The 24,511-nt window shown below is 51.2% G+C and carries 16 protein-coding genes; 13 read left to right on the top strand and 3 right to left on the bottom strand.

From position 1 onward, the window contains the following. Nucleotides 1-801, bottom strand: coding sequence for an alpha/beta fold hydrolase (locus tag L21SP2_RS12645; protein WP_024268931.1), 801 nt, complete (start codon nucleotides 799-801; stop codon nucleotides 1-3). Between the two features lie 340 nt (nucleotides 802-1,141). Between L21SP2_RS12645 and L21SP2_RS12635 the strand changes: the two genes are divergently transcribed. The 3 genes from L21SP2_RS12635 (at nucleotide 1,142) to L21SP2_RS12625 (ending at nucleotide 9,881) form a co-directional block, all read left to right on the top strand. Then, nucleotides 1,142-2,284 (top strand): efflux RND transporter periplasmic adaptor subunit, encoded by a 1,143-nt coding sequence (locus L21SP2_RS12635; protein ID WP_024268929.1) that lies wholly within the window; start codon nucleotides 1,142-1,144, stop codon nucleotides 2,282-2,284. Between the two features lie 81 nt (nucleotides 2,285-2,365). After that, nucleotides 2,366-7,276: an efflux RND transporter permease subunit gene (locus tag L21SP2_RS18120; RefSeq protein ID WP_024268928.1), complete on the top strand. Its 4,911-nt coding sequence runs from the start codon at nucleotides 2,366-2,368 to the stop codon at nucleotides 7,274-7,276. A 31-nt stretch (nucleotides 7,277-7,307) separates the two neighbouring features. Next, on the top strand, nucleotides 7,308-9,881 hold the full coding sequence (locus L21SP2_RS12625; RefSeq protein WP_081719617.1) for a methyl-accepting chemotaxis protein: 2,574 nt from the start codon (nucleotides 7,308-7,310) through the stop codon (nucleotides 9,879-9,881). Nucleotides 9,882-9,902: 21 nt separating this feature from the next. Here L21SP2_RS12625 and L21SP2_RS12620 read toward each other — a convergent pair whose 3' ends face one another. After that, nucleotides 9,903-11,102 carry an L-lactate MFS transporter gene (locus tag L21SP2_RS12620; RefSeq protein ID WP_024268926.1) on the bottom strand — a complete coding sequence of 400 codons (1,200 nt, stop codon included), beginning with the start codon at nucleotides 11,100-11,102 and terminating at the stop codon, nucleotides 9,903-9,905. Between the two features lie 450 nt (nucleotides 11,103-11,552). On the opposite strand from L21SP2_RS12620, the gene L21SP2_RS12615 reads away from it, so the two are divergent. From L21SP2_RS12615 to L21SP2_RS12580, 8 genes are all read left to right on the top strand, one after another. Beyond that, nucleotides 11,553-12,539 carry an ABC transporter substrate-binding protein gene (locus tag L21SP2_RS12615; RefSeq protein ID WP_024268924.1) on the top strand — a complete coding sequence of 329 codons (987 nt, stop codon included), beginning with the start codon at nucleotides 11,553-11,555 and terminating at the stop codon, nucleotides 12,537-12,539. Continuing rightward, a complete protein-coding gene (locus L21SP2_RS12610) occupies nucleotides 12,539-13,528 on the top strand; it encodes an ABC transporter permease (protein WP_024268923.1) in 990 nt (329 codons plus the stop codon). Before L21SP2_RS12615 ends, L21SP2_RS12610 begins: the two co-directional genes overlap by 1 nt. Next, nucleotides 13,525-14,319: an ABC transporter ATP-binding protein gene (locus L21SP2_RS12605; protein WP_024268922.1), complete on the top strand. Its 795-nt coding sequence runs from the start codon at nucleotides 13,525-13,527 to the stop codon at nucleotides 14,317-14,319. The genes L21SP2_RS12610 and L21SP2_RS12605 overlap by 4 nt, the downstream gene beginning before the upstream one ends. Before the next feature lie 102 nt (nucleotides 14,320-14,421). Further along, nucleotides 14,422-14,676 carry a hypothetical protein gene (locus tag L21SP2_RS12600; protein ID WP_024268921.1) on the top strand — a complete coding sequence of 85 codons (255 nt, stop codon included), beginning with the start codon at nucleotides 14,422-14,424 and terminating at the stop codon, nucleotides 14,674-14,676. 55 nt (nucleotides 14,677-14,731) lie between these two features. Further along, a complete protein-coding gene (gene glmS / locus L21SP2_RS12595) occupies nucleotides 14,732-16,570 on the top strand; it encodes a glutamine--fructose-6-phosphate transaminase (isomerizing) (protein WP_024268920.1) in 1,839 nt (612 codons plus the stop codon). Nucleotides 16,571-16,701: 131 nt separating this feature from the next. Then, nucleotides 16,702-17,520 carry a heteromeric transposase endonuclease subunit TnsA gene (locus L21SP2_RS12590; RefSeq protein WP_024268919.1) on the top strand — a complete coding sequence of 273 codons (819 nt, stop codon included), beginning with the start codon at nucleotides 16,702-16,704 and terminating at the stop codon, nucleotides 17,518-17,520. Beyond that, nucleotides 17,504-17,803: a hypothetical protein gene (locus L21SP2_RS12585; RefSeq protein ID WP_024268918.1), complete on the top strand. Its 300-nt coding sequence runs from the start codon at nucleotides 17,504-17,506 to the stop codon at nucleotides 17,801-17,803. The genes L21SP2_RS12590 and L21SP2_RS12585 overlap by 17 nt, the downstream gene beginning before the upstream one ends. Nucleotides 17,804-18,047: 244 nt before the next feature. Further along, a protein-coding gene (locus L21SP2_RS12580; RefSeq protein WP_425277199.1) for an IS5 family transposase occupies nucleotides 18,048-19,519 on the top strand; the annotation gives its coding sequence in 2 pieces (ribosomal slippage) (nucleotides 18,048-18,455 and nucleotides 18,458-19,519; 1,470 coding nt in all). Between the two features lie 130 nt (nucleotides 19,520-19,649). Here L21SP2_RS12580 and L21SP2_RS12575 read toward each other — a convergent pair. Beyond that, nucleotides 19,650-20,951 (bottom strand): IS1380 family transposase, encoded by a 1,302-nt coding sequence (locus tag L21SP2_RS12575; RefSeq protein WP_024268917.1) that lies wholly within the window; start codon nucleotides 20,949-20,951, stop codon nucleotides 19,650-19,652. A gap of 112 nt (nucleotides 20,952-21,063) precedes the next feature. Between L21SP2_RS12575 and L21SP2_RS12570 the strand changes: the two genes are divergently transcribed. Both L21SP2_RS12570 and L21SP2_RS12565 read left to right on the top strand, forming a co-directional pair. Then, on the top strand, nucleotides 21,064-22,851 hold the full coding sequence (locus tag L21SP2_RS12570; protein ID WP_144083005.1) for a Mu transposase C-terminal domain-containing protein: 1,788 nt from the start codon (nucleotides 21,064-21,066) through the stop codon (nucleotides 22,849-22,851). Further along, a complete protein-coding gene (locus tag L21SP2_RS12565; RefSeq protein WP_024268915.1) occupies nucleotides 22,848-24,506 on the top strand; it encodes an AAA family ATPase in 1,659 nt (552 codons plus the stop codon). Before L21SP2_RS12570 ends, L21SP2_RS12565 begins: the two co-directional genes overlap by 4 nt. Nucleotides 24,507-24,511: the final 5 nt, after the last annotated feature.

The raw sequence follows: 24,511 nt of genomic DNA, 5'->3' as shown, positions 1-24,511 counted from the left end.
TTACTCCAGCTGCTTCAGAAAATCATGGGTTCGCCGGGCAACTTCCCCGGGCTGCTCAATCACCACAGCATGACCGGCCGAAGGGATTATTTCAAGCCTGGATCCTGCAATATTGTCGGCGATAATTCGGGCGAAGCCCCGGTGTTTAAGAATATCATTCTCACCCACCATCACCAGACTTGGGCATTGTATCATCTCAAGTCGTGGGGTCAGATCTATTTCTGCGAATGCATCGCAGAGAGAAGCAAAGGCCTGAAAGTACTCCTGTGGAAGTCCGGCAACCAGTTCCTCCCGTTCACGGAGCTGGGCCAGATGGGTTTCCAGATATCCTGCGGAGTAATTCCACGGTATGAGGCTGCGGTAGAACACCCTGGGATCGCTCAAAGCTGCGCTCTTCCAGCTTTCGACTGCTGCGGTGAGAACCGGGTCCAGCTCGCTTACTCCGTCGATGATCACAAGGCTTCTGGTCCTCCGGGGATATGCAATTGCAAATTCCATGGCAACTTCTGAACCGTAGGATGTACCGATAATATCCGCAGTTTCAATTCCCAGATGATCCATCAGTTGAACGGTATCATCGGCATGATTCTGAAGGGAGTATCCTCCCCGGGGTTTCTCACTGAACAGCTGCCCCCGGAAGTCATGAAGGAGAAACGGGGCGTGCTGTGAATATGCATCCACGAAGGGCATCCAGTGATTCATTGACATTCCGATACCGTTGAGAAGCAGCTTGGTTACCCCCTCACCGTTCTTCAGTTCATATCCGATGCTGCAATCACGAATTGTTACCTTATCCGGCATATACCAAGCCTCCTTTCTGCTGAATACTCACCGGTCCAATACGTTCTCCCGGGATTCCCCGGGCTCTGTTTTCATTATCACTTTCTTTATCAGTGTAGATCTCCTGTGTGAATCTGACCAGAAAAAAGAATATCACGAAGTGTAGTAAAATCCCTTCGAAAAACTTAGTCACATCTGTAAAGTTTTTGTTGATTTCATAATGTGATCTTTGTACGTTCAATACACGGATGCGAACATGCATTTCGCCTTCCGAATATAACGTGCCGGCAAAAAGCCGATCAGGGGTTCCTGCCCCGGGCTCTGCCGCAAAAGGGCGTTTGCCCCAACTATGAGGTGAAATATGAAACACAGAACACAAAACATACACGGTAGTGTGCGGCTGCTTCAGATACTGGCTCTTCTTATTTTCCCGGTTCTTATTCTGTCCTGCTCTCCGGCAGAGGATCAGGACGGTTCTGCCGGCACACAGGCCGGGGATTCCATTTCCCGGCAATCTGCACCCGAAGATCCTCCTGCGGTAAAAACCGCAACCATTCAGGAGGGTCGCCTGAGAAGCAGCGTGTTTGCCAGCGGAATTATCCGGGGCTTTGAAGAAGTGATCCTTCGTGCAGTGAACCCGGGAATTATCACCGAAGTGAATTTTGAACTGGGGGAACGGATCCGGACCGGAGAAGTCATCCTCCAGCTGGATGACCATATTGCTGATTTGAATTTCCGCCAGCTGAGCCGTGAGTACGATAGTGCACTAATCGATCTGGAATCCCAGCGGGCATTGTACGAACGGGGCTCCATTTCCCAATCTGCCTACAACCAGGCCCAGGCCCGGGTGGACGGGCTGGCAGCCAGACTTGAGCAGGCCGGGGATGCATTGGAAAATACCAGAATTTCCTCACCTATTGAAGGAAGAGTTGCAGACAAGGCCGAAGGGCTCATACCCGGAGACAGAATTTCAGCGGGAACCCGGCTTGCCAGGGTGGTGAACCTGCAACGGCTGCGGGTGGAGTTGTCCCTGGGACAGGATCAGATTTTTCTGATTCAGGAAGGTCAGGAGGCCCGAATCCGCATATCCAGCCCCAGGGGGGAAATTCTGGGCGAAGGATTCGTACAGGCCGTTGCCGCAGGCAGCGATCCCCAGACCGGCAGCTGGAAGGTGATTGTGGAGTTTGACAATCCCAGGCCTGAGATTCTCAAAGCGGGGATGAGCGCGGAAGTGGAGATTCAAAGCGATGTGGAACGGCTGCAGCCCATTGTGCCCACAGGGGCTCTGATACGGGAAGAAGTGGATTCCATATTTCTTCTCCGGGAAGGAACGGCGGTGAAGCAGCAGGTGGAGGTGCTTGATCAATACGGTTCCATGGCGGCGGTGCGCTCCGCCGGAAATCAGATAGAACTTCCGGGACAGAGAGTTCTCATCAGCGGTCTTGGCAATCTCAATGACGGGGATCCTGTGCGAACCGAAGACCGAATCGCGCAGATGAACTGATTCTCACCTTGAATTTCCCGGCGGGGCAGACCATCACCTGCCCCGGGAGCAAACTCAGAAAATTACACATGGAGACTTGAAATGAGCACACACGAATCCAATGGCGGAGCCGGTTCCAATGAGGGATCCGGCACTGCTGCATACCCTGAAAAACCTGACACCACACGGCTGGAACGGGGAATCGGTGCGTTGAGCGTGAAAAATCCGGTTCTGGTGAATATTCTCATGTTCACCGTGATTGCCTTGGGGGCATTCAGCATGCTTCAGCTGCCCCAGGAGCAGTTTGCCGAGGTACCCTTCTACTGGGTGAATATTATTGTTCCATACCCCGGCGTTTCCGCAGAGGATCTGGAAACCATTGTCACCATACCTGTTGAAAACGAGTTTCAGGGAATTGATAACCTGAAGACGATCAGTTCCACAACAAGCGAGGGACTCTCGGTGGTGAGGGTTGAGTTCGACGACGGCATCAGTCAACAGCGTTTTGAGACCCTTTTCCAGGACAGCCAGACCCGTTTTAACCGGGTGGATTTGCCCGATGGAATCCTGAATCCGGTGGTGGATGACTTTTCCTCGGCGGATTTTGCTCCGGTCATTGAGGTGGTGCTCAGCGGTGATCTGCCCTATGCGGAACTGCGGCAGCAGGCTCTCCGTTTTCAGGATGATATTCTTGGAATCAGCGAGGTTTCATCCGCCGATATTGTGGGGCTGCGGGACCGGGAAATTACCCTGACAGCCGATCCTTCCCGGATGGCATCTCTGGGATTGAGCAGCAGCGAAATACTTCAGGCGGTGCAGGATAGAAATTCCAGCATTCCCGGCGGGACTCTCAGCACCGAAGACCGGGAGTTTATTCTGCGCACCGTGGGAAGCATCCGGGAAATCGATGATTTTCAGGACGTGATAATCCGCAGAAGCGGAAATGACGGCAGCGGCATTATCAGACTGAGGGATGTGGCCCGGGTGAGCGATGGATTTGATCCCGACTCGGGGATAAGCAGAATCAACGGCGACACCTCCCTTGCCCTCCGGGTCACCAAGGTTCCCGGCGGCAGCTCCCTGGATGTGGTACAGGGCATTCGGGATTATTTGACCCAAAGAGAGGAGGATTTGCCCGGGGGGCTGGATGTTACCTTGCTGAACGACTCCACGGTACAGATTCGCGACAGCCTATCAGTACTCACGGGGAACGCCCTCATGGGACTTGCTCTCCTGGTGGTGATTCTGGCCCTGTTCATCGGTTTGCGGAATGCCCTGATGACTGCGTTGGGCATACCGGTAACCTTTGCCCTGACGTTTATTGTTCTCGAACTTCTTGGAGAAACCATCAACACCAATACCCTCTTTGGGCTTGTACTGGTGCTGGGACTGATCGTGGACCATGCCATTGTAATTATCGAAAACTCATACCGTATGCAGCAGAGCGGACTTTCCCGGCACGATGCGGCAATAGCCGGAACCAATCAGGTGGTCTGGCCGGTAATTGCGGCAACCGCGACCACCGTTGCTGCCTTTTTGCCCCTGATGATCATTCCCGGCACCATCGGGCGTTTCCTCAGGGTAATCCCTCTTACGGTGGCCATAGCGTTGATTGCCAGCACCTGGGAGGCGTTGTACATTCTTCCCTCCCATTTCGCCGATTGGGGCAGGGAGCGGAAGAATCGTCCCCGGCGTGAACATGGAGCCTGGTTCAAAGTAATCCGCACCCGGTTTGACCGCCTCTTCGCCCGGGTGTATCCCAGGCGGGGACTCCTGCTGGCCGGCGCACTGGTGGTTGCCGGAGGAAGTTTTGCCCTCATTCCCTTACTCAATCAGGACCTGTTTGCTGCCGAGGACTTCAGCTATTTCACCATAGATATCACCATGCCCAGGGGAACTCCCCTGGACCAAACCGACGCCATGCTCGGCCGGATAGAAAACCGCCTGATGGACCGGGTGGGGGATGGAGAGGTGCTCTCGGTGCTTTCAACCGCCGGAAGCCTGGCATCAAGCACCTCGGTCGATTCGTCATCCAATGTGGGACAAATAACCGTCGATCTCACCGATGTTGAACAGGGACGCAGCCGGAGCATCGATGCGATTATCCGGGATGTTCAGAGTGATTTGAGCAGCCTGGCAGGACCGGAGGAGATGGTGTACCGTAAAGCGGTAAACGGGCCTCCAACATCTTCACCTCTCTCCTTTACCTTAAGCGGCGATAATTACCCACAGATTATCGCATCGTCGGAGGATCTCCAGGAATATCTCCGGGGAGCCGATGGAGTATTCAATGTGGAGGACAATTATCAGCCGGGAAATCCGGAAATCCGGATACAGGTGAATGAGGAGCGGGCCACAGCACTGGGGCTTTCGGTGTCCCAGGTGGGCAACTTCATCCGTGCCAAATTCGACGGACTGGTGCTGGGACGGTATTTCGAGGATAATGAGGAAATTGAAATTGTTCTTCGCTATGCCACTCCGGGAACGGCACGGTATGATGATCTGGTTCAGTCGTCGATCCCCACCCAGTCCGGTCGGCTCATTCCCTTTTCCTCGGTGGCATCTGTTGATTTTCCCAGTTCGGCGGGAAGCATCCGAAGGGTGGAGGGGAAGCGTCAGATCACCGTAACCGCCGATGCCGTGGAAAATCTGGATCTGGCTGTAGTAAATCAGGATGTGGAAGCCTTTTTTGCGGCTGAGCTGGCCTCTAGCTATCCGGATGTGGAGTTCGGAACCGGCGGTGAGTTCTCCGAGTTTCAGGATCTGATTATTCAGATTCTCAGAGTTTTTCTGTTAGGGATTTTTCTGATATATCTCATCCTGGGAGCTCAATTCAAGAGCTACTCCCAGCCCCTGATTATTCTGATTTCGGTACCCTTTTCGTTTGTGGGAGTGGTACTCTACCTTGCACTCAGCGGAACCGCATTCTCCACCACTGTGCTCTATGCAGGGGTTGCGTTGGCGGGAATCGCAGTGAACGATGCGATTGTTCTCATCAGTTTTATTAACGAGCTGCGGGATAAAGGAGCTTCGGTGGGGGATGCGGTACGGGAAGCAGCGGGAACCCGTTTGCGCCCCATTATGCTCACATCTCTCACAACCATTGCAGGACTGCTTCCCACTGCGCTGGGGATCGGCGGAAGTTCGGTGGTCTGGGGACCAATGGCGAGCACTATTATTTTCGGCCTGCTCTTCTCCACCATTACCGCCCTCTTTATTATTCCCGGCTTGTACGGTCTTCTCTACGACCGGCGTAACGCAGAGAGCCCTGAACAGCGGGCGGAAGAATCCGGCGGCGGAAATCTTAAGGGTGCCAGGGGTGTATTGACCCTGGGGCTTTTTGCTCTCCTGTTCCTGTTTCCGGGTTTATCCGGAGGTAACGGAATCCTTCACGCCCAGCAGAATGAAGCAGCGGACACAGCTCCGGCAACAGCTGAAGAGGACGGATTCAGCATTCTGCTTCCCGAATATCCCCGTCTGCCCGATGCCCCGGAACAGCTGTCCGAAACGGATCCTGAGCTGCTTTCCCGCAGCGCTGAAGAAGCGGTATTCCGCCTTACAGGTGATAATTTGCCCCGGCAGAGCGTGGTCAGCAGGCTGCTGCCGGAAATACGGCAGGGCATGGTGCAGAGCGCCGGAATACAGCTTCTGGACTCAGCCCTGGAATCTGCACAGGCCCAATACCGGTTTCAGCGAAGCAGCATACTGCCCGGCCTGAGCATCGGCGGGGCGGGTTCTCCCTCCGGGGGAGGCAGCATGTTCAGCTATACCAGGGGCCCGGATTTCAGTGCACAGCCGGTTCCGGGAAACGATCCCGGGGACGATGAGTCCATTGACTGGTCAATGAGCCTTTCCGCAGACCAGGCCCTGCCCACCGGAGGCCAGCTCTTCGCAACCGCATCCGCAGGACTGTCACAAAACCGGATATCCCCTGAAGATGAATGGTCGTTTGCTCTTTCCCCTTCAGTGTCGGCGGGACTCTCCCAGCCCCTCTTTCTTGACGGCAGCTTCCTGCGCTTCAATGTCCTTGATGCAGGAATGAAGGCGGCGGAAAACGGGGTTACCCTGGCACAGCTGAACTACGATGAAGGGCTTAATCAGCAGAGCCTGGGGATGCTCCGGCGTCTGAGCCGGCGGCTGGATCTCATACAGGAGCTTCATCTGCTGGAAGAGAGCATCAGTATTCAGGAGATAGAACTTCAGCAGATCACAGAAGATGCGGAACTGGGGCTTGCGTCTCAAAATCAGCTGGATGCCGCAGCTGATGCATTGGAAGTGCAAAAAACCCGGTTCAGAGAGCTGGAAAACAGTATCAGAGAGATTCAGCGCAGCATATCTGCGGACCTGGGCAGGGATGACCGGCGCGTTGCCGCTCTCCTCTCAGACCGGCTGCTTCCTTCTCCGGCACGTCTTTCCAAGGTTCCCGATTGGGCTGATCTCCGCCGACGCATGACCGAGGGTGATCCCGACATTTTGCAGGCCCGCTACGACATGGAAAATGCCCGGGCGGCGCTGATGGATGCAGGGCAGGCGGATGCGCCCAGATTGAGTATAAATATGAACTATCAGGCACCATTTGAGCCGACAGAGGGAGGAGCAGATAATCCGGGACTGCTGGAAAACCCCGGGGAAGAAATATTTACCCTCACAGCAGCCGTTGATATTTCCGACCCCTTCCGCAGGAGCTTCCGGCTTCAAAAGCGCCTCCATGAACAGCGTCTGAGGAGAAACAGTGTACAGATCAGCCGGGCTGAACAGGAAATTGAGCTGGAACTTCAGCGGCTCCAGGAGCAGTACGGACAGCTTATATCTTCCGCAGAAAATGCCTCAGACAGTTTTGTCCTGCAGCTGGATGCCTATGAACAGGAGCTCATCCTGCACCGCCAGGGCGGAAGCAGCGATTTGGCCATGCGCAGGATAATCCGGAATCTTCACCAATCGGGGTTCACGCTTTTTACCGTGCTGAGGGAGTTGAGCATATTCTATGCGGAAATTTCTCTTCACGGTGCTTGATTATGGACTGATATACCCTGTAGGCTAAAACATGAACCTCACGATACGACAACGGCTTACAGGCATTTTGATTATCACTTTTGTATCCCTGGCGCTCATAGCGTCGGGGATTATTTTTATTGCCCAGCAGTCACAGAGAGATCTGGTTTTCGAAAAACTTTCTGCAATACGGGATATCAAAGCCACCCAGGTGGAGAACTATTTTGAACAGATCTCCCGTCAGGTAGAGGCGCAGGCCGTAAATCTCATGGTGATACAGGCAATTGAGGATTTCAGAAGGGAATATGCAGAGCTCAGGGACAGCCCCTCGGACCGGCTGCTTGAGATGCGCCGGAAAGTAGCCGAGTATCTTCGCACCGAGCTGCTCATGCGCATTCCCGAAACTGTCCGCCCCAGCGACACCAGCCGCCTGCTTCCCAGGAATGTTGCATCATTTATTCTCCAGGAACGGTATCTGGTAAATAACCCCAACCCCGTCGGCAGGAAGGATGATCTGATTAATCCGGGCATCGACGGCTATGATGAAATTCATTCCCGCTACCATTCGGTATTTCGCTCGTATCTTGAGAAGTTCGGGTTTTACGATATTTTCCTGGTTGAACCGGAGTACGGTACCATCGTCTATTCGGTGAAAAAGGAAGCGGATTTCGCCACCGACCTGAAAAACGGTCCCTATACTTCAAGCGGCATCGGCAAGGCCTTCCAGTCTGCGTTAAGCGGGGAGAAGGGGGTAAGCTATCTCATCGACTACCGTCCGTATCTGCCGTCAAACGCCGCTCCCGCATCATTCATATCCACCGGAATATACCAGGGAGAAGAGCTCACAGGGATCCTGATATTTCAAATGCCCGTGGAGGAGATTGAAGCCGTAATGACCCGGAATCAATCCTGGGAGGAGGAAGGGCTGGGAGCCACCGGAGAAACCTATATTGCGGGAACAGACCGCATGCTCCGCACCGAGTACCGCATGTTTCTTGAGCGCCCTGCTGAATTCTATGAAATGCTGAATACCGAATTGGACAGGGCTCCCCTGGCCACGGAAATTGCAAGTTTTGAAACCACCATTCTTCATCTGCCCATGCGGACCGATGCGGTGGACCGTGCGCTTCAAGGAGAAAAAGGGGTGCTGCTCAGCGAAAGTTTCCGGGAAACCATGACCCTGGGAGCCTATGCTCCCCTGGAAATTCCGGGAGTGCAATGGGTGGTCATAGCCGAACAGGATGCCCGGGAAGCTCTGGCGGCGGTGTTCGATATGATCAGGCTGGTTGCCGTAATTGCCGCAGCAGTGCTTCTGCTGCTCATTCTGCTGTTTGCTGCAGTAAGCCGGAGCATCTCGCGGCCGTTGAAGAACACCGTTGAAATACTCAGGGAAATTTCCCAGGGAAGGGGGGATCTCACGGTTCGCCTGGATATCACCAGAAAAGATGAGCTTGGTCGGATGAGCAGCTATTTCAACATTTTTGTGGAGAAACTCCATGAGATTGTCAGCAATATTCAATCCACGGTGGTTCAGGCGGATAACCTTTCCGACACTCTTCTGGCCAGCTCCGAGGAAAGCTCTGCTGCGGTGTATCAGATATCCCGGAACCTGAATTCAATATCCGAACAGGTTGCCGGTCTGGATCAACACGTACAGTCAAGCTTTCAGGCTGTGGAAGATATCAGAGGCATAGCGTCAACCCTCAGTGAAGCGGTGAATACCCAAAAGGCGGCGGTTGACTCATCTTCTTCGGCAACCGAAGAGATGGTGGCCTCCATCCAGTCGGTGAGCAACAGCATCCGGGAGCGCCGGGAGCGAAGCGACGAACTTCTGAATATCACCAGGGCCGGGGGCGAAAAACTTGAATCCACGGTGGATCTCATTACCGAGGTACAGCAGGCAGCGGACAAGATTACCGAGGCCACAGAGATAATCCAGTCCATATCGGAACAGACCAACCTTCTGGCCATGAATGCCGCCATCGAAGCCGCCCACGCCGGGGATGCAGGGAGAGGATTCAGCGTAGTCGCCGACGAAATCCGGAAGCTTTCGGAAACCACCCGGGAAAATTCCGTGGTGATCAGCGAGAGCATTCACAGCTCCGTGGATCTGATCCACCGTGCCATGGAATCTTCACGGGAGACCGGCGAGAGTTTTACCGGCATCCAGCGGGAGGTTGAACAGTTCACCTCGGTGTTTGCGGAAATCGGAGCCAGCATGGAAGAGCTGAACCAGGGCAGTACCCAGATCCTGGACACCATCAGTTCGCTTACCCAGGTTTCCACCCGGGTTGAAGATGAAAGCAGCCGCCTGAACAATGGTGCGGAAGGAATACACCGGAATGTAAGCAATGTTCTTGAGGTTTCCACCTCGGTGTCGGGAAGCATCAGCGAAATCGATGCAGGCATCAAGGAAATCCGGGACTCCACCAACGAGCTGGCCCAGCTGGGGCAGGAAAACCGCAGCCAGCTGCAGAAGATCCGCAGTCAGGTTGACGGATTCAAGACCCGCCGGTCCGGGGATGAGCCGGTTGAACCAGAAGATGCCAACAGAGAAGATGCCAAGTTAAAAAAGGCCACAAGGGAAGAGGGCCCGGCAGAGTCCCAGGAGGGACCCGGCCGGTAAGGACCGGGCCCGGAAAGGGGCTTACTGCTTCTGCGTCTCTTTTTTCATGAATATCAGCACAATTACCAGAGCCACCGCAGCCAGTCCCAGGGTGGGAATAAAGGCCAGGCGGTAGGAGCCGAAAGCGCTGCGGATTTCACCGGATATGAGGGTTCCGAGAATCGCTCCCACCCCGTAGGCGGTGTACATGATTCCGTAATTCTGACTGTAATATTTGGATCCGAACAGCACCGTGGTGGCGGCCGGGGCAATAGCCAGCCAACCGCCCAGCAGCAGCCAGAATACCGCGAATGCCAGGGAGAACAGAATCGGAGATCCTTCCGGCATGATCAGCATCAGTCCCGAAGCTGCGGCAACCAGAACCGCCGCCAGGGCAATGCTGTTTCTTGCGCCGAATTTGTCGGTGATGCTTCCGAACAGGGGCCGACCCAGCCCGTTGAACACCGCCATGACGCTCACCAGAATTGCCGCCGCCGGTCCGCTTAAGCCCGCAATCTCCTGTGCCGCCGGAGATGTAATGCCGATAACCATCAGTCCGCTCAACGTACCGATCACATACAGCGTCCAGAGCACATAAAAGGCAGGAGTCCTGAGCATTTCCCCCGGGGATGTATCCCGCATCTGTTCAGACTTATGGGAATCGGATTGACCATCGGTTTTGGGATAGATCAGAAACTGACCCAGCACGGCGATGACAACGAAAAATGCCGCACCCAGAATCCAGAAACTTGCGAGAACACCCCGGGAAACGATGAGATACTCCGCCAGGGGAGCAGTAATAAACGGAGACAACCCGAATCCCACAAGGGCAATCCCCATTGCCAGGCCCTTCCGCCTGGGGAACCACTTCCCCGCAACTGCAAGGGGCGCACCGTATGCCAGACCCACTCCCACGCCTCCAAGGACGCCGTAGGCCAGAACGATGACGGTGAAGCTGCCGGATATCCCCGCAAGAACCCAGGCGCTGCCTAGAAGCAGTGCACCGGTGACCGTGGTGAGCCGGGGCCCGATTTTTCCGATTACCCAGCCTCCAAGGGGCATGCTGAATGCGAACATGGCCAGAAAGATCATATAGGGAAGTCCGCTCTGCACTGCGGTGAGGGAAAACTGTTCTTCCATGGGGGTGCGGAACACGCTCCAGGAATAGATGGTTCCCATGCAGAGATTAATCAGCAGGCCGGCGCTTACCCGCAGCCAGCCTTCCAGGGATTGATTCTTCATTATACTGCTCCTGTAAACAAAGGCTCTTTCAAAAAATTATTTGAAAGAGCCTGGGAATAGGGTTGAAGTCATACATCAGATACCGACCACCATACCGGGAATCCCGACTGAAATCAAGCTGGAGGAGCATGAGCCGGGGGAGGCTGAGCCGGAGAAACATAACCCGGCGGAGCTTGAGCAGCAGGAAAATGAGCCGGATGGAATGCCCGATTGAGTGAATGCTGCCGGCGGCAGCCGGATTTTATCTTACGGGGCAGTAAGAAAATCGGTAATTTGAAATTGCCAAAGCCTTCGGAAATCAGGTAGTATTGTATATTCATGCAATATGTAATTCCGGCGTAAAGTCCACTCCTTTTGCAGCGGGATTTTCAAAGCGTCTTTACGGCAGATTAATAAATGAATACAACGTAACCCGAGCCCGTCATTGTACGGGATACCATGGAGGTGGGTATGAAAATTTTTACGATACGGACCGCGGCTGTGCTTGCGGCTGTTGTACTGCTGTTCAGCGGCTGCGCCGGTGAACAGAAAAGCGTGACAATCGGAATTTCCAAGATAGTTGAGCACCCGGCATTGAATGCCGTGGAGCAGGGAATCAAGGATGAAATGGCGGAGCTGGGATATGACGACATCAGTTTTGATGTGCAGAATGCAGCAGGTGATATGAATACCGCCGGGCAGATCGCCAGCAAGTTCCTGTTTGATGATGTGGACATTGCCGTTGGAATCGCCACCCCCACTTCCATCGCCCTGGCCACCGCAATCACAGACCGTCCGGTAATTTTCACTGCGGTTACCGATCCGGTGGATGCAGGCCTGGTTGATAATCTTGAAAGCGGAAAAAATAATGTAACCGGTGTAAGCGACCTCACCCCTGTTGCAGAGCAGATTGATCTGATCATCGAACTCACCGGTGCCCAGAGCATCGGTACGGTATACACCTCAGGCGAGCCCAATGCGGTGAAGCTTGCAGAGCTTGCGGAGGAAGCTGCTGCAAACCGGGGGCTTGAGTTTGTTTCCACCACTATAGCCGATTCAGGGCAGGTGAAGCAGGCGGCCGAGGCGATTATGGACCGTGTGGATGCCGTGTATGTTTCAACAGACAACACCGTGTTCTCCGCTCTTCCTGCGCTGATCGAAGTTGCAAATCAGAACAACGTGCCGGTGATAACCGCCGACCCCTCAAGTTTCGGCGATTATGATGTGCTTGCAGCCTACGGCTTCGATTACTATGCAATGGGCCGGGCCACCGGACGGCTGATCGACGAGGTGCTCGAAGGCTCAGAACCGGCGGATATTCCCACCCGCTTTCTCACCGATCCGGAGGATCTGCTGCTGGTGCTCAATCTGGACGTTGCCGATCGTCTTGGAATTGAAGTTTCAGATGAACTGGTTGAACAGGCGGGATCAATCATCCGAAACGGTGAAGTTGAATAATGATACAAACCATCCTTGCTGAAGGGCTGGTATACGGGATCATGGCGCTGGGAGTGTTTATCAGCTTCCGGCTCCTTGAATTCCCGGACCTCACGGTGGACGGCAGTTTTCCCCTCGGGGCGGCGATCTATGCATCGGCCATAGTGGCGGGCATTCCCGGTCCCGTCACCCTGGCCCTGATAATTTTCGGCGGATTTGCCGCCGGAACGGTGACCGCCCTCATTCACACCAAGCTCCGGGTGCCCCATCTGCTTGCGGGAATACTTACCATGACCATGCTCTATTCGGTGAATCTCCGGGTTCAGGGAAACCGTCCGAATATCAGCTTTCTGAAATACGATACTCTGCTGGATACGGTGCAGGGGCTCCTTCCCGGTCTTGGCCGGGGGGCGGTAATTCTCATCGTATTTGCGGCGGTGGTTCTTCTGGTGAAACTCATACTGGATCTTTTCTTTCACACCGATATGGGGCTTACCATGGGAGCCATGGGCAGCAATGAACAGATGGTGAAGAGCCAGGGGGTGAACCCCGAGACCCTGAAAATTATCGGTCTGGGGCTTTCCAACGCACTGGTTGCACTGTCCGGGGCTCTTGCAAGTCAGTATCAGGGCTCTGCGGATGTGAACCTGGGCCGGGGAATTGTCATTGCCGGACTTGCCTCGGTGATGATCGGTGAACTGGTGCTTCGCTCGAACCGAATTTGGGTTCTCACCCTCCGGGTGATCGTGGGTTCCATCCTTTTCCGTTCCCTCATGTTTCTGGCACGGCGGGCGGTATTTATTCAGCTGCGGCCCAGCGATCTTCAGCTGATATACGGGCTGTTTATTGTGGGGCTTCTGCTCTACACCCGGGTTCAGGAAGACAGGCGCCAGAAAAAGGCAGCGGGAATCGCCCTGCAGCATGCACTGCAGGATGAACATGGAGCGGATTCAGAAAATCCCTCTGGTCCCGGCGGCGGCACAACACAGGAAACGGGGGAGAACTCATGATACAGATTTCGCATCTCAGTAAAGTGTTCAACCCCGGTACCGCCGACGAACATACGGCCATTCACAATCTGAATCTGGATGTACGGGAAGGGGATTTTATTACCATTATCGGTTCCAACGGAGCGGGAAAAAGCACCCTGTTTAATCTGATCTCCGGCACCCTTCCTCCTTCCCGGGGAACCCTGCAGCTGGGCGAACGGGACATTACCCGTCTCGCGGAACACCGCCGGGCGAAATATATCGGCCGGATATTCCAGAACCCCACCATGGGAACCGCAGGGAACATGACCCTGGAAGACAACATGATGATTGCTTCCACCAAAGGATTCAAGGGGCTGAAAATATCCCTGAACGAGAAGCGCAGGGAGTACTTCAGAAGTCAGCTGAAACGGCTGGACATGGGGCTGGAGCACCGGCTCAAGGAAAACGTCGAACTGCTCTCCGGCGGGCAAAGGCAGTCTGTGACCCTGCTGATGATGGTGCTCAGTCAGCCCCGGCTGATCCTTCTGGATGAGCATACTGCTGCTCTGGATCCCCGGAATGCAGCGAAAATCCAGGATCTCACCCGCCAGTTCGTGTCGGAATTCGGCCTTACCTGTATGATGATTACCCACAACATGCAGCATGCCATCGATCACGGCAACCGTCTGCTGATGATGGACCGGGGACGCATTGTCCTTGACGTGGACGGCGAAGAAAAAAAGCGTCTCACGGTTGCCGGTCTGGTGGAACGTTTTCATGCGGTTACCGGCACAGAATTTGCCCGGGATGACGCACTCCTGGGTGAATAGAGAAGATATCTGCCCGAAAACGGGTAAAATTGACCGTATTTATTGAAATATCCTGTGCAGTGGTCTACATTCTCCTCCATGGAACGGGGGCATTCAGTCTGAATGCTCCGTCCGGGGGAGGAATGTATTCTCAGGATTGACCCGAATCTGAAACGTCATCTGCTTGATAACTATTCCATCGGCGAACACGAGCTGGAAATGCTTGTGGACGATATCAGCGAATACTGGAACCGGAGCGTTCAGGATTTTGTGGTTCAGCGTCATGGAGAGCTGCAGCGGTCCGGATACTCCAATGCGGATATTTTCAGCCGCATCGAAAAGGAGCTGCCCCAGCGCCGCTTCGCCGCCCCCCATTGAGCATCCGGCAGATCCGCCGGATTATTTACGGATAATACTACAGCAGGAGAAGAATATGTGCGGAATTGTAGGGTACTGCGGTCCCCGGAAGGCCATGCCGGTGCTGATGCAGGGACTGCGTCAGCTGGAGTACCGGGGGTATGATTCCTCCGGTGTCGCCCTTTTGCAGGGTGAGAGCATTAAGGTGATAAAGAAGCAGGGCAAACTGAACAATCTTGAACAGGCCCTTCCGTCCCGTTCAGCCAGCACTCTGGGCATTGCCCATACCCGCTGGGCAACCCACGGCAGGGTGTCCGACGAGAACGCCCATCCCCATGAGAGCGCCGACGGCAGGGTGGCGGTGGTTCACAACGGCATCATCGATAACTATGTGGCGCTGAAAGAGGAGCTGATCACCAAGGGCTATAGCTTTCTCAGTGAGACCGATTCCGAGGTGCTGGCCCATCTCATAGAGGATTATCTGAAGCAGAATCCCGAAAAACCCGAAGACGCTGTGAAAAGCGCTTTGCGCCGAATTGAGGGCACATACGGAATTATCGTCCTGTTTCGGGATCACCCGGATTTGCTGGTGGGGGCGAGAAACGGCAGCCCCCTGATTGTGGGTGTGGGAGAAAAAGAGATGTTTCTGGCTTCGGACGCAACCGCATTCATCGGTCTCTCCCGGCAGGCCATCTATCTTGAAGACGGCGAAATGGCAATTCTTACGCCCAAACAGTACAAGACCATCAACCGTCAGGACCGGGAGGTTGAGAAAACCGTTGAACAGGTGGATATCGATGAAACCCAGGCCCTGAAGGGTGAGTATGATCACTTCCTGCTGAAAGAAATTTTTGAACAGCCCGCGGCAGTGAGCCGGGCCATGGGCGAGGGGGGACGGCTTCTCCACGATTTCGGAACTGCCAAACTGGGGGGGCTGAACCTGGATAAGCGGGACTTCTTCGATATCGAACGGATTCATGTCCTTGCCATGGGAACCGGGTATTACGCCGGATGCGTGGGCGGTGCCATGATTGAACATCTGGCCAGAATACCCGTGCAGGTGTTCGATGCTTCGGAATACCGTGTGAGCAATCCCATTGTGAAACGGGACACCCTCTACCTGGCAATCAGCCAGAGCGGCGAAACCGCCGACACCATTCTGGCGGTGAAGGAAGTTCAGAACAAAGGGGGCCGGGTGCTGGGCATCGTGAACGTGGTGGGCTCCACCCTTGCCCGGCTTACCGAAGGGGGCGTGTACACCCATGCGGGACCGGAAAAATCGGTGGCCTCCACCAAGGCATTCACCTCCCAGGTGACGGTAATGGCCTTGCTGGCCCTGCTTCTTGGACGGATGCGGGATGTGCCGGTACGCCGGGGCAAGGAGCTGGTGGACGCCATGATGGCGCTGCCGGACAGGATTCATGAGACGCTGGGTCTCAGGGACAGAATTAAGGAAATTGCGGAGAAATACAAAGGGTACGGCAGTATGCTCTTCATGGGCAGGGGAAATTATTATCCCATAGCCCTGGAAGGAGCCCTGAAGCTGAAGGAAATCAGCTACATCCATGCCGAAGGATTTTCCTCCGGGGGACTGAAGCACGGACCCCTGGCCCTCATCTCACCGGACATGCCGTCCCTTTTTATTGCCATGGACGGTGATTTTCTTGATAAGGATATCGGGAACATCCAGGAAGTGCGGGCCCGGGAGGGCAAGGTGATCGTCCTCACCGACTCGGATGACCCACGGCTGGAAGACCTGGCCAGCGATATTATCAAAATACCCGCCACCGATGAGGTTCTTGCGCCCATCCTGGCGGTGGTTCCCCTTCAGCTGTTTGCCTATTATGTGTCTCTCGCCCTGGGCCGGGAGATCGACCAGCCCAGAAATCTGGCGAAAAGCGTTACGGTGGAGTGAGCGAGAGTCGCGGGCGAGCTTGCTTGTGGGATTGAAATATAGTTGGTAAATTCGAAATAAAGATAGTAAATTCGAAATAAAGATAGTAATAAATATTCGCTGCGATATACTTTTTCCTAAAGGAGCTGCGAATGTCCAACTATGATCTCGATAAGAAAACACAGAGTTGGATAAAGCAAGGCCGAGGATCCGGCAACGGAAAAGAATATAAACCATGGTTGACAATACGAGACCTGCCTTCCGAGGGCAGGTCTCATCGGATATACGGATTTAAGACACAAAGAACACATCATCTGCTCTCAGACTTGGAATTAGCTGCATTCTATTTGTTGGAATTACATCCCGCAGTTATAGATGTTCGTGAACAATACCCTCTGAATCTTGATGATACGCTCGAGATTGCTAAGAATCGCGGTATCCGGCACCCGACAAAAAATGGGTTCATTCACGTGATGTCCTCCGATTTTCTTATCGATCTGAATGATTTCCCTCAAAAACAAATCGCATTTCAAGTCAAATACATCAGCGATCTAAAAGATAACGGGACAATAGAAAAATTAGAAATCGAGAGAAGCTATTGGAAGAAAATAAGCATTCCCTTTTATTTATTAACTGATCAAAACATACCTAAGCTAATCATAGAAAACCTTAAGTGGATGTATTCAGCTCGTTGTGTTGGTGATGATATTCATCGTTTTATTGAGCAACTACCATTGTATTCAGATTTTTTCAGTCAAAACCCAGATGATCGAATTTCTCAGGTAGCGATGAAAATTGACAATGCATACTCATTTGAACCTGGAGAATCCTTAAGAACAATTCGGAGTCTTCTTGCGTATAGATTGCTAAAATTTGATCTGCGTAAAGAGTGGTCACAAATTCTTGTCAGTGAAATTACGGTAAGTCCAGAAATGTCCGTAATAAGGACTTGTTATGCTGCAAATCAATGATGTACTTCAGTACGGGTCCGCCCGCTATAGAATATTAGAAGTCACAAGTGAAGGATATTTATGGATTTCAATAGATGTTGACAAAGGGTTTCCAGCACAGATCTTAGAAGCTGAAATCGAAGAGGCTCTCCTTTCCAGTGAACTTCGTATAATTGATGACCCATACTCTGATCTGACATTGATTAATCCGCCACCTGAATCGATTGCAAAGGAAACCAGAGATAAACGTTTGGAACTTATTGCTGAATTAGTTTCGACGCCTGAAATATACATTAAAACCTGAATCCGTATAGGGGCACGGTAGCTGGCTGTTTCGGGAGTTTTTCGCGGGCAACCGCCGTTGGCCGTGCCTCGTCGCCGACCCAAGGGATATTCATACGAAGGCAGCGCCGATAATTGGGGCCTCCTGAAAAAACCTTAACCCTATACATATAAATGAAATACTGCTAGGATTTGTGTATGAAGTGCACGGTTTTTGCGAAAACCAGGCAAAAACCCTTGCACCTGTTTTCTTGGCGGGAGGGATTATGTATAGAACTGAGGACAAAACGCAGCTTTCATTTGAAGATTTCTATCTCCCATTTGGAGGCAAACTGAACCCCAATAACCGCTGGGTACAGCTTGCTGATTTAATTCCCTGGGAAGATTTAGAAGCAGAATATGCCTCACAGTTTGCTATCGAAAGCGGGCAAGGCGCTCCGGCGATCCGTTTCCGTACAGCATTGGGTGCCCTGATTATAAAGGAAAAATTAGGAATTACAGATGAGGAAACCGTGGAGCAGATTCGTGAGACGCCTTACCTGCAATATCTCATCGGAATGCAGGGGTACCAAGATGAGGCTCCTTTTGATCCATCAATGATGGTCCATTTCAGAAAGCGAATCAGCATGGACATGATCACTCACGCAAATGAATTGATTATTGCCGAAGAACGTAAAAAAAAACTGAAGATGATACGGAAGCTGAAAAAGAAGAAAATCCTGAGGTAGAAAACAACGGAAAGCTTCTGATTGATGCCACCTGCGTACCCGGTGATATTCGATATCCCACAGACCTTTCCCTTTTAAATGAGAGCCGGACAAAACTGGAAACCATCATAGACGTTCTTCACGCAAAACGGCCCAAGGGGGCGACAAAACCCCGAACATACCGGCAAAGGGCGCAAAAGGATTTTTTGGCGGTCATCAAAAAGCGCAAAGCGAGCAAGAACAAGATTCGCAAAGCAATACGCAAGCAGCTGGGGTACATACGCCGTAATCTCCGGCACATAGAGCAATTAGCGACGGTAGTCGGCTTGAATAGCCTGTCTCGGCAGCAGTACCGGAATCTGCTGGTGATCTCAGAAGTCTTTCGCCAGCAGGCCCTGATGTATGAAAACAAAGATCATCGAATGTCAGGCCGGATCGTGAGCATATCCCAACCCCATATTCGCCCCATAGTCAGGGGAAAAGCCGGTACCCCGGTTGAGTTCGGCATGAAGATTTCATCCGCCAATATTGACGGGTACATGTTCATCGATCGCTGTTCATGGGATCCATACAACGAGTCTGGTGATTTAGACATGCAGGCTGAAAATTACAAACAGAGATATGGCGTGTATCCGGAATCAATACACGCCGATCAGATTTACCGCACCAGGGACAACCGAAATTGGTGCAAGAAACGGGGAATCAGATTATCCGGTCCGCCGCTTGGTCGTCCACCGAAAGATCGTGGAGAAAATCGAGAACGAAAGAAGCTGGCCCGTCAGGATGAGCTGGATAGAATCGCCGTAGAAGGGACATTCGGCAGAGCAAAACGACGGTACTCAATGGGTCGATTAATGACAAAGCTTGCTGAGACCAGTGAATCGCAGGTGGCCATGATCATGCTGGTGATGAACCTGGAAAAGATTCGGAAGGATCTTTTTTACGTCTTGATCATAGCTATGTTACGCAGCCGAAAAATTCCGAAGTCTCATTACCCCGTGGTATTGGGGTATGGTAATATGGCAGCATAGGGTTTTTTCAGGAGGCCCTAATTGGCCGAATCTGGAGAATCAATCGGGATTCGGAGGTAGAAAATGCCCACCGCCGGAAGACGAGCGCACTCCTGTTCCGTAGTATCACGGGTTTTTCAGCATTTGCATTCTACAACGCGCCGCAGATGTCGTAGAGCTTTCGGAAGCACCCGAGCCACGGATCGCGGTCCCACAGCTTGATGACATGTTGACGGGCATGATACACGAGCTTCACCGCAACCCGAATCAGGTCGTCGATCACTTTCCGTAGACGTTTTCGCGTCACTCCAGTCTTGTACGGCAGTTCTTCCATACCGAGTACCGATTGCCCAAGGAACCGAAGGATGTTGAAGGCGACCATGGCAACCTGCAGGATCATCGCGTTTACCGCGAACTTTCCCGATGGAAGACGCTCGACGTTCATGTCGCTTTTCAGCTCGCTGTGAAACTGCTCGCTCGTGCCGTGGTCACGATACAAGGCGATGACCGTCTCCGGTGGTTCATACAGATTGGTCCAGAAGGTCTCTACTGATATCTCGGGAAACAGCAACCTCGTTCCATCGTGGGCCACCCGGCGAAGTGTAACCTCAAAGATGATGTCCATATCCGGACCGTCGTCGGTCGGTGTTTTGCCGGTGTGAAAGCCGGTATACACCGTTTTCGTCCCATCATGGTAGGTGATAACACCTTCAGACTGGGCTACAGAGAGCCAGTATTCGGGTAATTCCCGGCGAAGATTCCGTTTCACGATAAAAAACTGATCCTCATGCCCGCTCAAGGTTTCCAGTGTGTCCGCAGCGTCATTCCCACCGTCGAGTCTAAACAACACCGGCGTGGTGATCGGCAGTTGTCCGAGCAAGCCGATCGTCCGCTTCAGATACGCAGGCGTCCCATTCTGACAGTGTTGTTTCCCCTCCCGGAGTTCACAGCTGAGCATGTAGCCCTCACAACCGATGTAACTGAAGATGGGGTGGTAGCCGTCAAACTGTTTGTACGTCCGGCTCACGCCTTCCTTGTGACTTTTCGAATTATCGAACGGCGAGGTATCCACGTCCACCGGAACATATGACTGTATTCCGGTTTGGATCGGTGTCAGCGTTGAGCGCTTCAGAAGACTGATCGTGGCGCGCTCCACTTCTTCCTGGACATGGCTCGGCGTCATCCGTTCCAGATAGAGCCGTAGCGTCTCAGGCGCCGGTACATAGGCGAGTCCAAAACTGTCGCGAAACAGCCGGTCGCGTCGGAACAGCTCCATCTCCTCGTAGCGCGTTCGGCCCTTAACAAACAGACCGACGAGAGACTTCAGAATCTCCGGATGAGGTACTGTGGATGACGCGGAACCAAACCCGATTCGCTCACATATCTTGCCGACCAGTGCAATTCCGCCTGTGCTATGAAGCTGATCCGTGGTAGTATCAATCAGGTAATCCAAACTTCACCTCCTGGGTGTGCTGGTCTATTCGCGTAAACCATTATACCTCATTGAGTTGGGTTTGGGTTGCCGTTTCTTTTATACGGATTCAGGTAAAAGATTACGAGGACCTTTGGTTCGTAAAATCGCAGAAAGAAACGATGTTGCTATTAAAACGATTTACAGTCTATTAAGAAAATATTGGCAGAGAGGATGTACGCCTAATGCACTATTGCCTGATTATGATAAATCTGGTGGACCAGGAAAAAAACGAACTGCAGGGGCTACAAAATTAGGTAGACCCCGAACTACGACACCGGGTGATGGTGTCATCATAGATGTAGAGATCGAAAGGATGTTTCGTGCTGTACTGGATCAGCATTATCTTTCAGAAAAGAAACATTCCCTTGCATTCGCCCATCGTCGATTTGAGGATATGTATGAGACTTCACATCGACATATCAAAAAGGAAGATTATCCTACCTTAGCCCAGCTTCGGTATTTTTATGAGCGAGAATACGCGAATGAGGAATCAATCCGTAAAAGAGCTGGGAAAATAAAATTCCGTAAAGATATCCGGCAACTACACAGTACCGTAGCAGCGAATCTCCATGGACCTGGCGCGATATATGAGATAGACGCAACAATTGCAGATATTTATTTAGTATCTTCAGATCGACGGGAAATTATCGGGCGTCCAACAATCTATGTAGTCGTTGATGCATATAGTCGACTTATAGTCGGTTTTTACATTGGTTTGGAAAATCCTTCTTATATAACTGCGATGCTGGCATTAGAATTAGCGATAATCGATAAGGAAAAGCTTTTCAAGCTCTTACCCATTGCCTATTCAAGTGAGGATTGGCCAGCTATAGGCTTGCCAGATGCTATTCTTGCCGATAAAGGTGAACTGATGTCCCATCAAGCAGAATTCTTGGAGAATGCTTTCAATGTGCGCTTTGATACCACACCTTCATTTCGTGGAGATGCAAAAGGTGTAGTAGAGCGGAATTTTCGAACTCTCCAAGCTGACTTCAAAAAGATTGCTCCAGGGGCTGTGGAGAAAACAAAAATAAAAAAGGAAGGCGGTGAAGACTATCGACTTGAGTCAGCGCTTACATTGAGTGAATTTACGACCATTATAGTAAGTTCCATAATTTATAGAAACCGCTATTCTGTGCTCGAAAACTATGACAGGGAATACCAAATGCCTACTGATATGCCATCAGTCCCTATTAATATTTGGAATTGGGGAATCCAACATAAAAGCGGACGCTTACGTGCAGTAAATGAAGATAGTGTTCGGATTGCTTTACTGCCTCGTAAAGTAGTTACTATCTCAGATTATGGAATTCGGTTTTTCGGCGCTTATTATTCATCAGCTGAGCTAGTTAAGTCTGGTTGGCTTCTTAGGACGGAACGCAAGCTGTCAAGTTCTTTCATGGCTGCCTATGATCCAGTATCCGTGGATAGGATATTTTTCTTTCCGGAACCGGGGAAAAATAATTATTGGGAGTGCTTCCTCACAGATCGTTCTAGAGAATTTAGGGGTATTACATTGTGGGAAATGAAGGCCCGAATAAGAGAAGTCAGAAACACTAATGCGAAAGCAAAGGTTCCCGCAAGGCAGAAAAAACGAGAATTGGAAAAACTCATACAGGAAACTATAAAGGGTGCTGTGGAGCAGCGCCCCAGCAATATAGATTTGAGTAAACGGGAACGAATTTCCGGAATACAGAATGCACGAGAAATTGAGCTAAATAGAGAAAGAACTGCCCGGAAAGAGAACTCAACTAAAAAGGCAACGGATGACAATCAGACGGAAATCATTCAGTTTCCCCGAGATGAATCTGAGAATGTAGAGGATGATGATGCATCTTATCCCGATTTAAGTGATATCTTATTTGAGGATGATGAATGAACTTATATGATGGTTGGATTCAGGCAGAATATGTTGAGTCTATTATAGATCAATACAGAAATAATCCTTTTATAGAATGCCTGCCACCGATTAAAAATGCTACTCAAGTAAGTGCTACTCTCAAAAATCAAATAAATTTTCGGGCTTCTGAAATTTATTTGGATGGTAATAAAAGAATTCATGCAATCGCTCAGTTGATTGATCATTTCTTTCAACCTCTCACACGACATATTGAACTGGAAATGAAAATTTCGTTGATGATTCGACAAGGATATATAGGCCGAAATCTGATTGATGGAGGACATAATGTCCACATTCAGAATGGCTATGAGCGATTGATGAAAGGTGATCTGGAAGTTCAAAGATTTGAGCATGTTGAATCCACCGCAAAAAGTATGACTTTCATTGGTTGTTCCGGCTCAGGGAAGACTGCCAGCATCAACAGAATTTTGGCGACATATCCGCAGGTAATTTATCATCAAAAATATAATTTTACTCAGATAGTATTTCTCAAGATCGATTGTCCTTATGATGGCTCTCTGAAAAGTCTTTGTCATAATTTTTTCAGAGCGCTCGATGAGGTACTTCATGAAAATTACGTAGATCGTTATGTAAGAAAGCGGCATGGCGTAGAAACATTGATTGCCTTGATGGCTCAAATAGCGAACACATATGCCATTGGTTTGCTTGTAATAGATGAAATTCAACATCTCAGTACCAAACGCTCGGGTGGTGCAGAAAAAATGTTGAATTTCTTTGTTACTTTGGTGAATACAATATCCATACCCGTATTAATGGTCGGTACACCAAAGGCTCAACCGATTTTTGAGTTAGATTTGCGATCTGCCCGTCGAGCGTCGGGTTTTGGTGCTTTATTATGGGAGCCATTAGCAAGACCGGATTTTGAAGTAAAAATAGATAAGACTGAGTGGGGTAGATTTACAAACCGACTGTGGAAATTGCAGTGGCTTACAAAAGCTGACCCGGTGCTATCAACAGAAATAAGTGAAACTTGGTTTGATCTTTCACAGGGCATAATGGACGTAGTAATTAAGCTATACGTTTTATCACAAATGCGCGCGGTTGTTTCAGGTATAGAGCGAATTACTCCAAAGCTGATGCGAAAAGTCTATGAGGATGAGTTGAAGCCTATCCATCCAATGATAGACGCGCTGCGCTCTGGTTTGAAAGAAAGAATAGCTAAATACTCGGATCTGACAATTCCACATATCGATAAAAAAATTATCGAATTGTCTATATTAGTTCAAAAGCAGGTGGCAAAAGTAAATTCAGAACCTAAATTTGAAAACAACAGTAGTGCTATACGATTATATCGACAATTAGTAGATATGGGTTTTGAATCTACACTGCTCGAGCCTCTTGTATCTAAAGCTTTCAGGGATAATCCATCTGTTGAGCTCAAAGACATAATGCCGATAGTTATCGAATGGTATAAGAGTGCTGAGCAAACAAAACCAGAAAAAAAATCGGGTTCCACCTACAAGATTATTCACCCAAAAGACTGGCATACATTGGAAACTGATGATTTGCGTTTCGTTTCCAGTCAAGCTGATAATACAGATGAGTTTGTAGAAATACTCAAAAGCTCAGGTGTAATGTTTGATACTGATGCATGGATTGATACGTATGGGTAAAAATA

Origin of the sequence: Salinispira pacifica, assembly GCF_000507245.1 — a bacterium.
Lineage (GTDB): Bacteria > Spirochaetota > Spirochaetia > DSM-27196 > Salinispiraceae > Salinispira > Salinispira pacifica.
The sequence above is the reverse complement of the archived record's forward strand: the minus strand, read 5'-3'. Positions and strand labels throughout refer to the sequence as shown.

Coding starts and splice junctions, on each gene's coding strand:
- L21SP2_RS12645 (WP_024268931.1), bottom strand. CDS start 801: ATGCCGGATAAGGTAACAATTCGTGATTGCAGCATCGGATATGAACTG.
- L21SP2_RS12635 (WP_024268929.1), top strand. CDS start 1,142: ATGAAACACAGAACACAAAACATACACGGTAGTGTGCGGCTGCTTCAG.
- L21SP2_RS18120 (WP_024268928.1), top strand. CDS start 2,366: ATGAGCACACACGAATCCAATGGCGGAGCCGGTTCCAATGAGGGATCC.
- L21SP2_RS12625 (WP_081719617.1), top strand. CDS start 7,308: ATGAACCTCACGATACGACAACGGCTTACAGGCATTTTGATTATCACT.
- L21SP2_RS12620 (WP_024268926.1), bottom strand. CDS start 11,102: ATGAAGAATCAATCCCTGGAAGGCTGGCTGCGGGTAAGCGCCGGCCTG.
- L21SP2_RS12615 (WP_024268924.1), top strand. CDS start 11,553: ATGAAAATTTTTACGATACGGACCGCGGCTGTGCTTGCGGCTGTTGTA.
- L21SP2_RS12610 (WP_024268923.1), top strand. CDS start 12,539: ATGATACAAACCATCCTTGCTGAAGGGCTGGTATACGGGATCATGGCG.
- L21SP2_RS12605 (WP_024268922.1), top strand. CDS start 13,525: ATGATACAGATTTCGCATCTCAGTAAAGTGTTCAACCCCGGTACCGCC.
- L21SP2_RS12600 (WP_024268921.1), top strand. CDS start 14,422: ATGCTCCGTCCGGGGGAGGAATGTATTCTCAGGATTGACCCGAATCTG.
- glmS (WP_024268920.1), top strand. CDS start 14,732: ATGTGCGGAATTGTAGGGTACTGCGGTCCCCGGAAGGCCATGCCGGTG.
- L21SP2_RS12590 (WP_024268919.1), top strand. CDS start 16,702: ATGTCCAACTATGATCTCGATAAGAAAACACAGAGTTGGATAAAGCAA.
- L21SP2_RS12585 (WP_024268918.1), top strand. CDS start 17,504: ATGCTGCAAATCAATGATGTACTTCAGTACGGGTCCGCCCGCTATAGA.
- L21SP2_RS12565 (WP_024268915.1), top strand. CDS start 22,848: ATGAACTTATATGATGGTTGGATTCAGGCAGAATATGTTGAGTCTATT.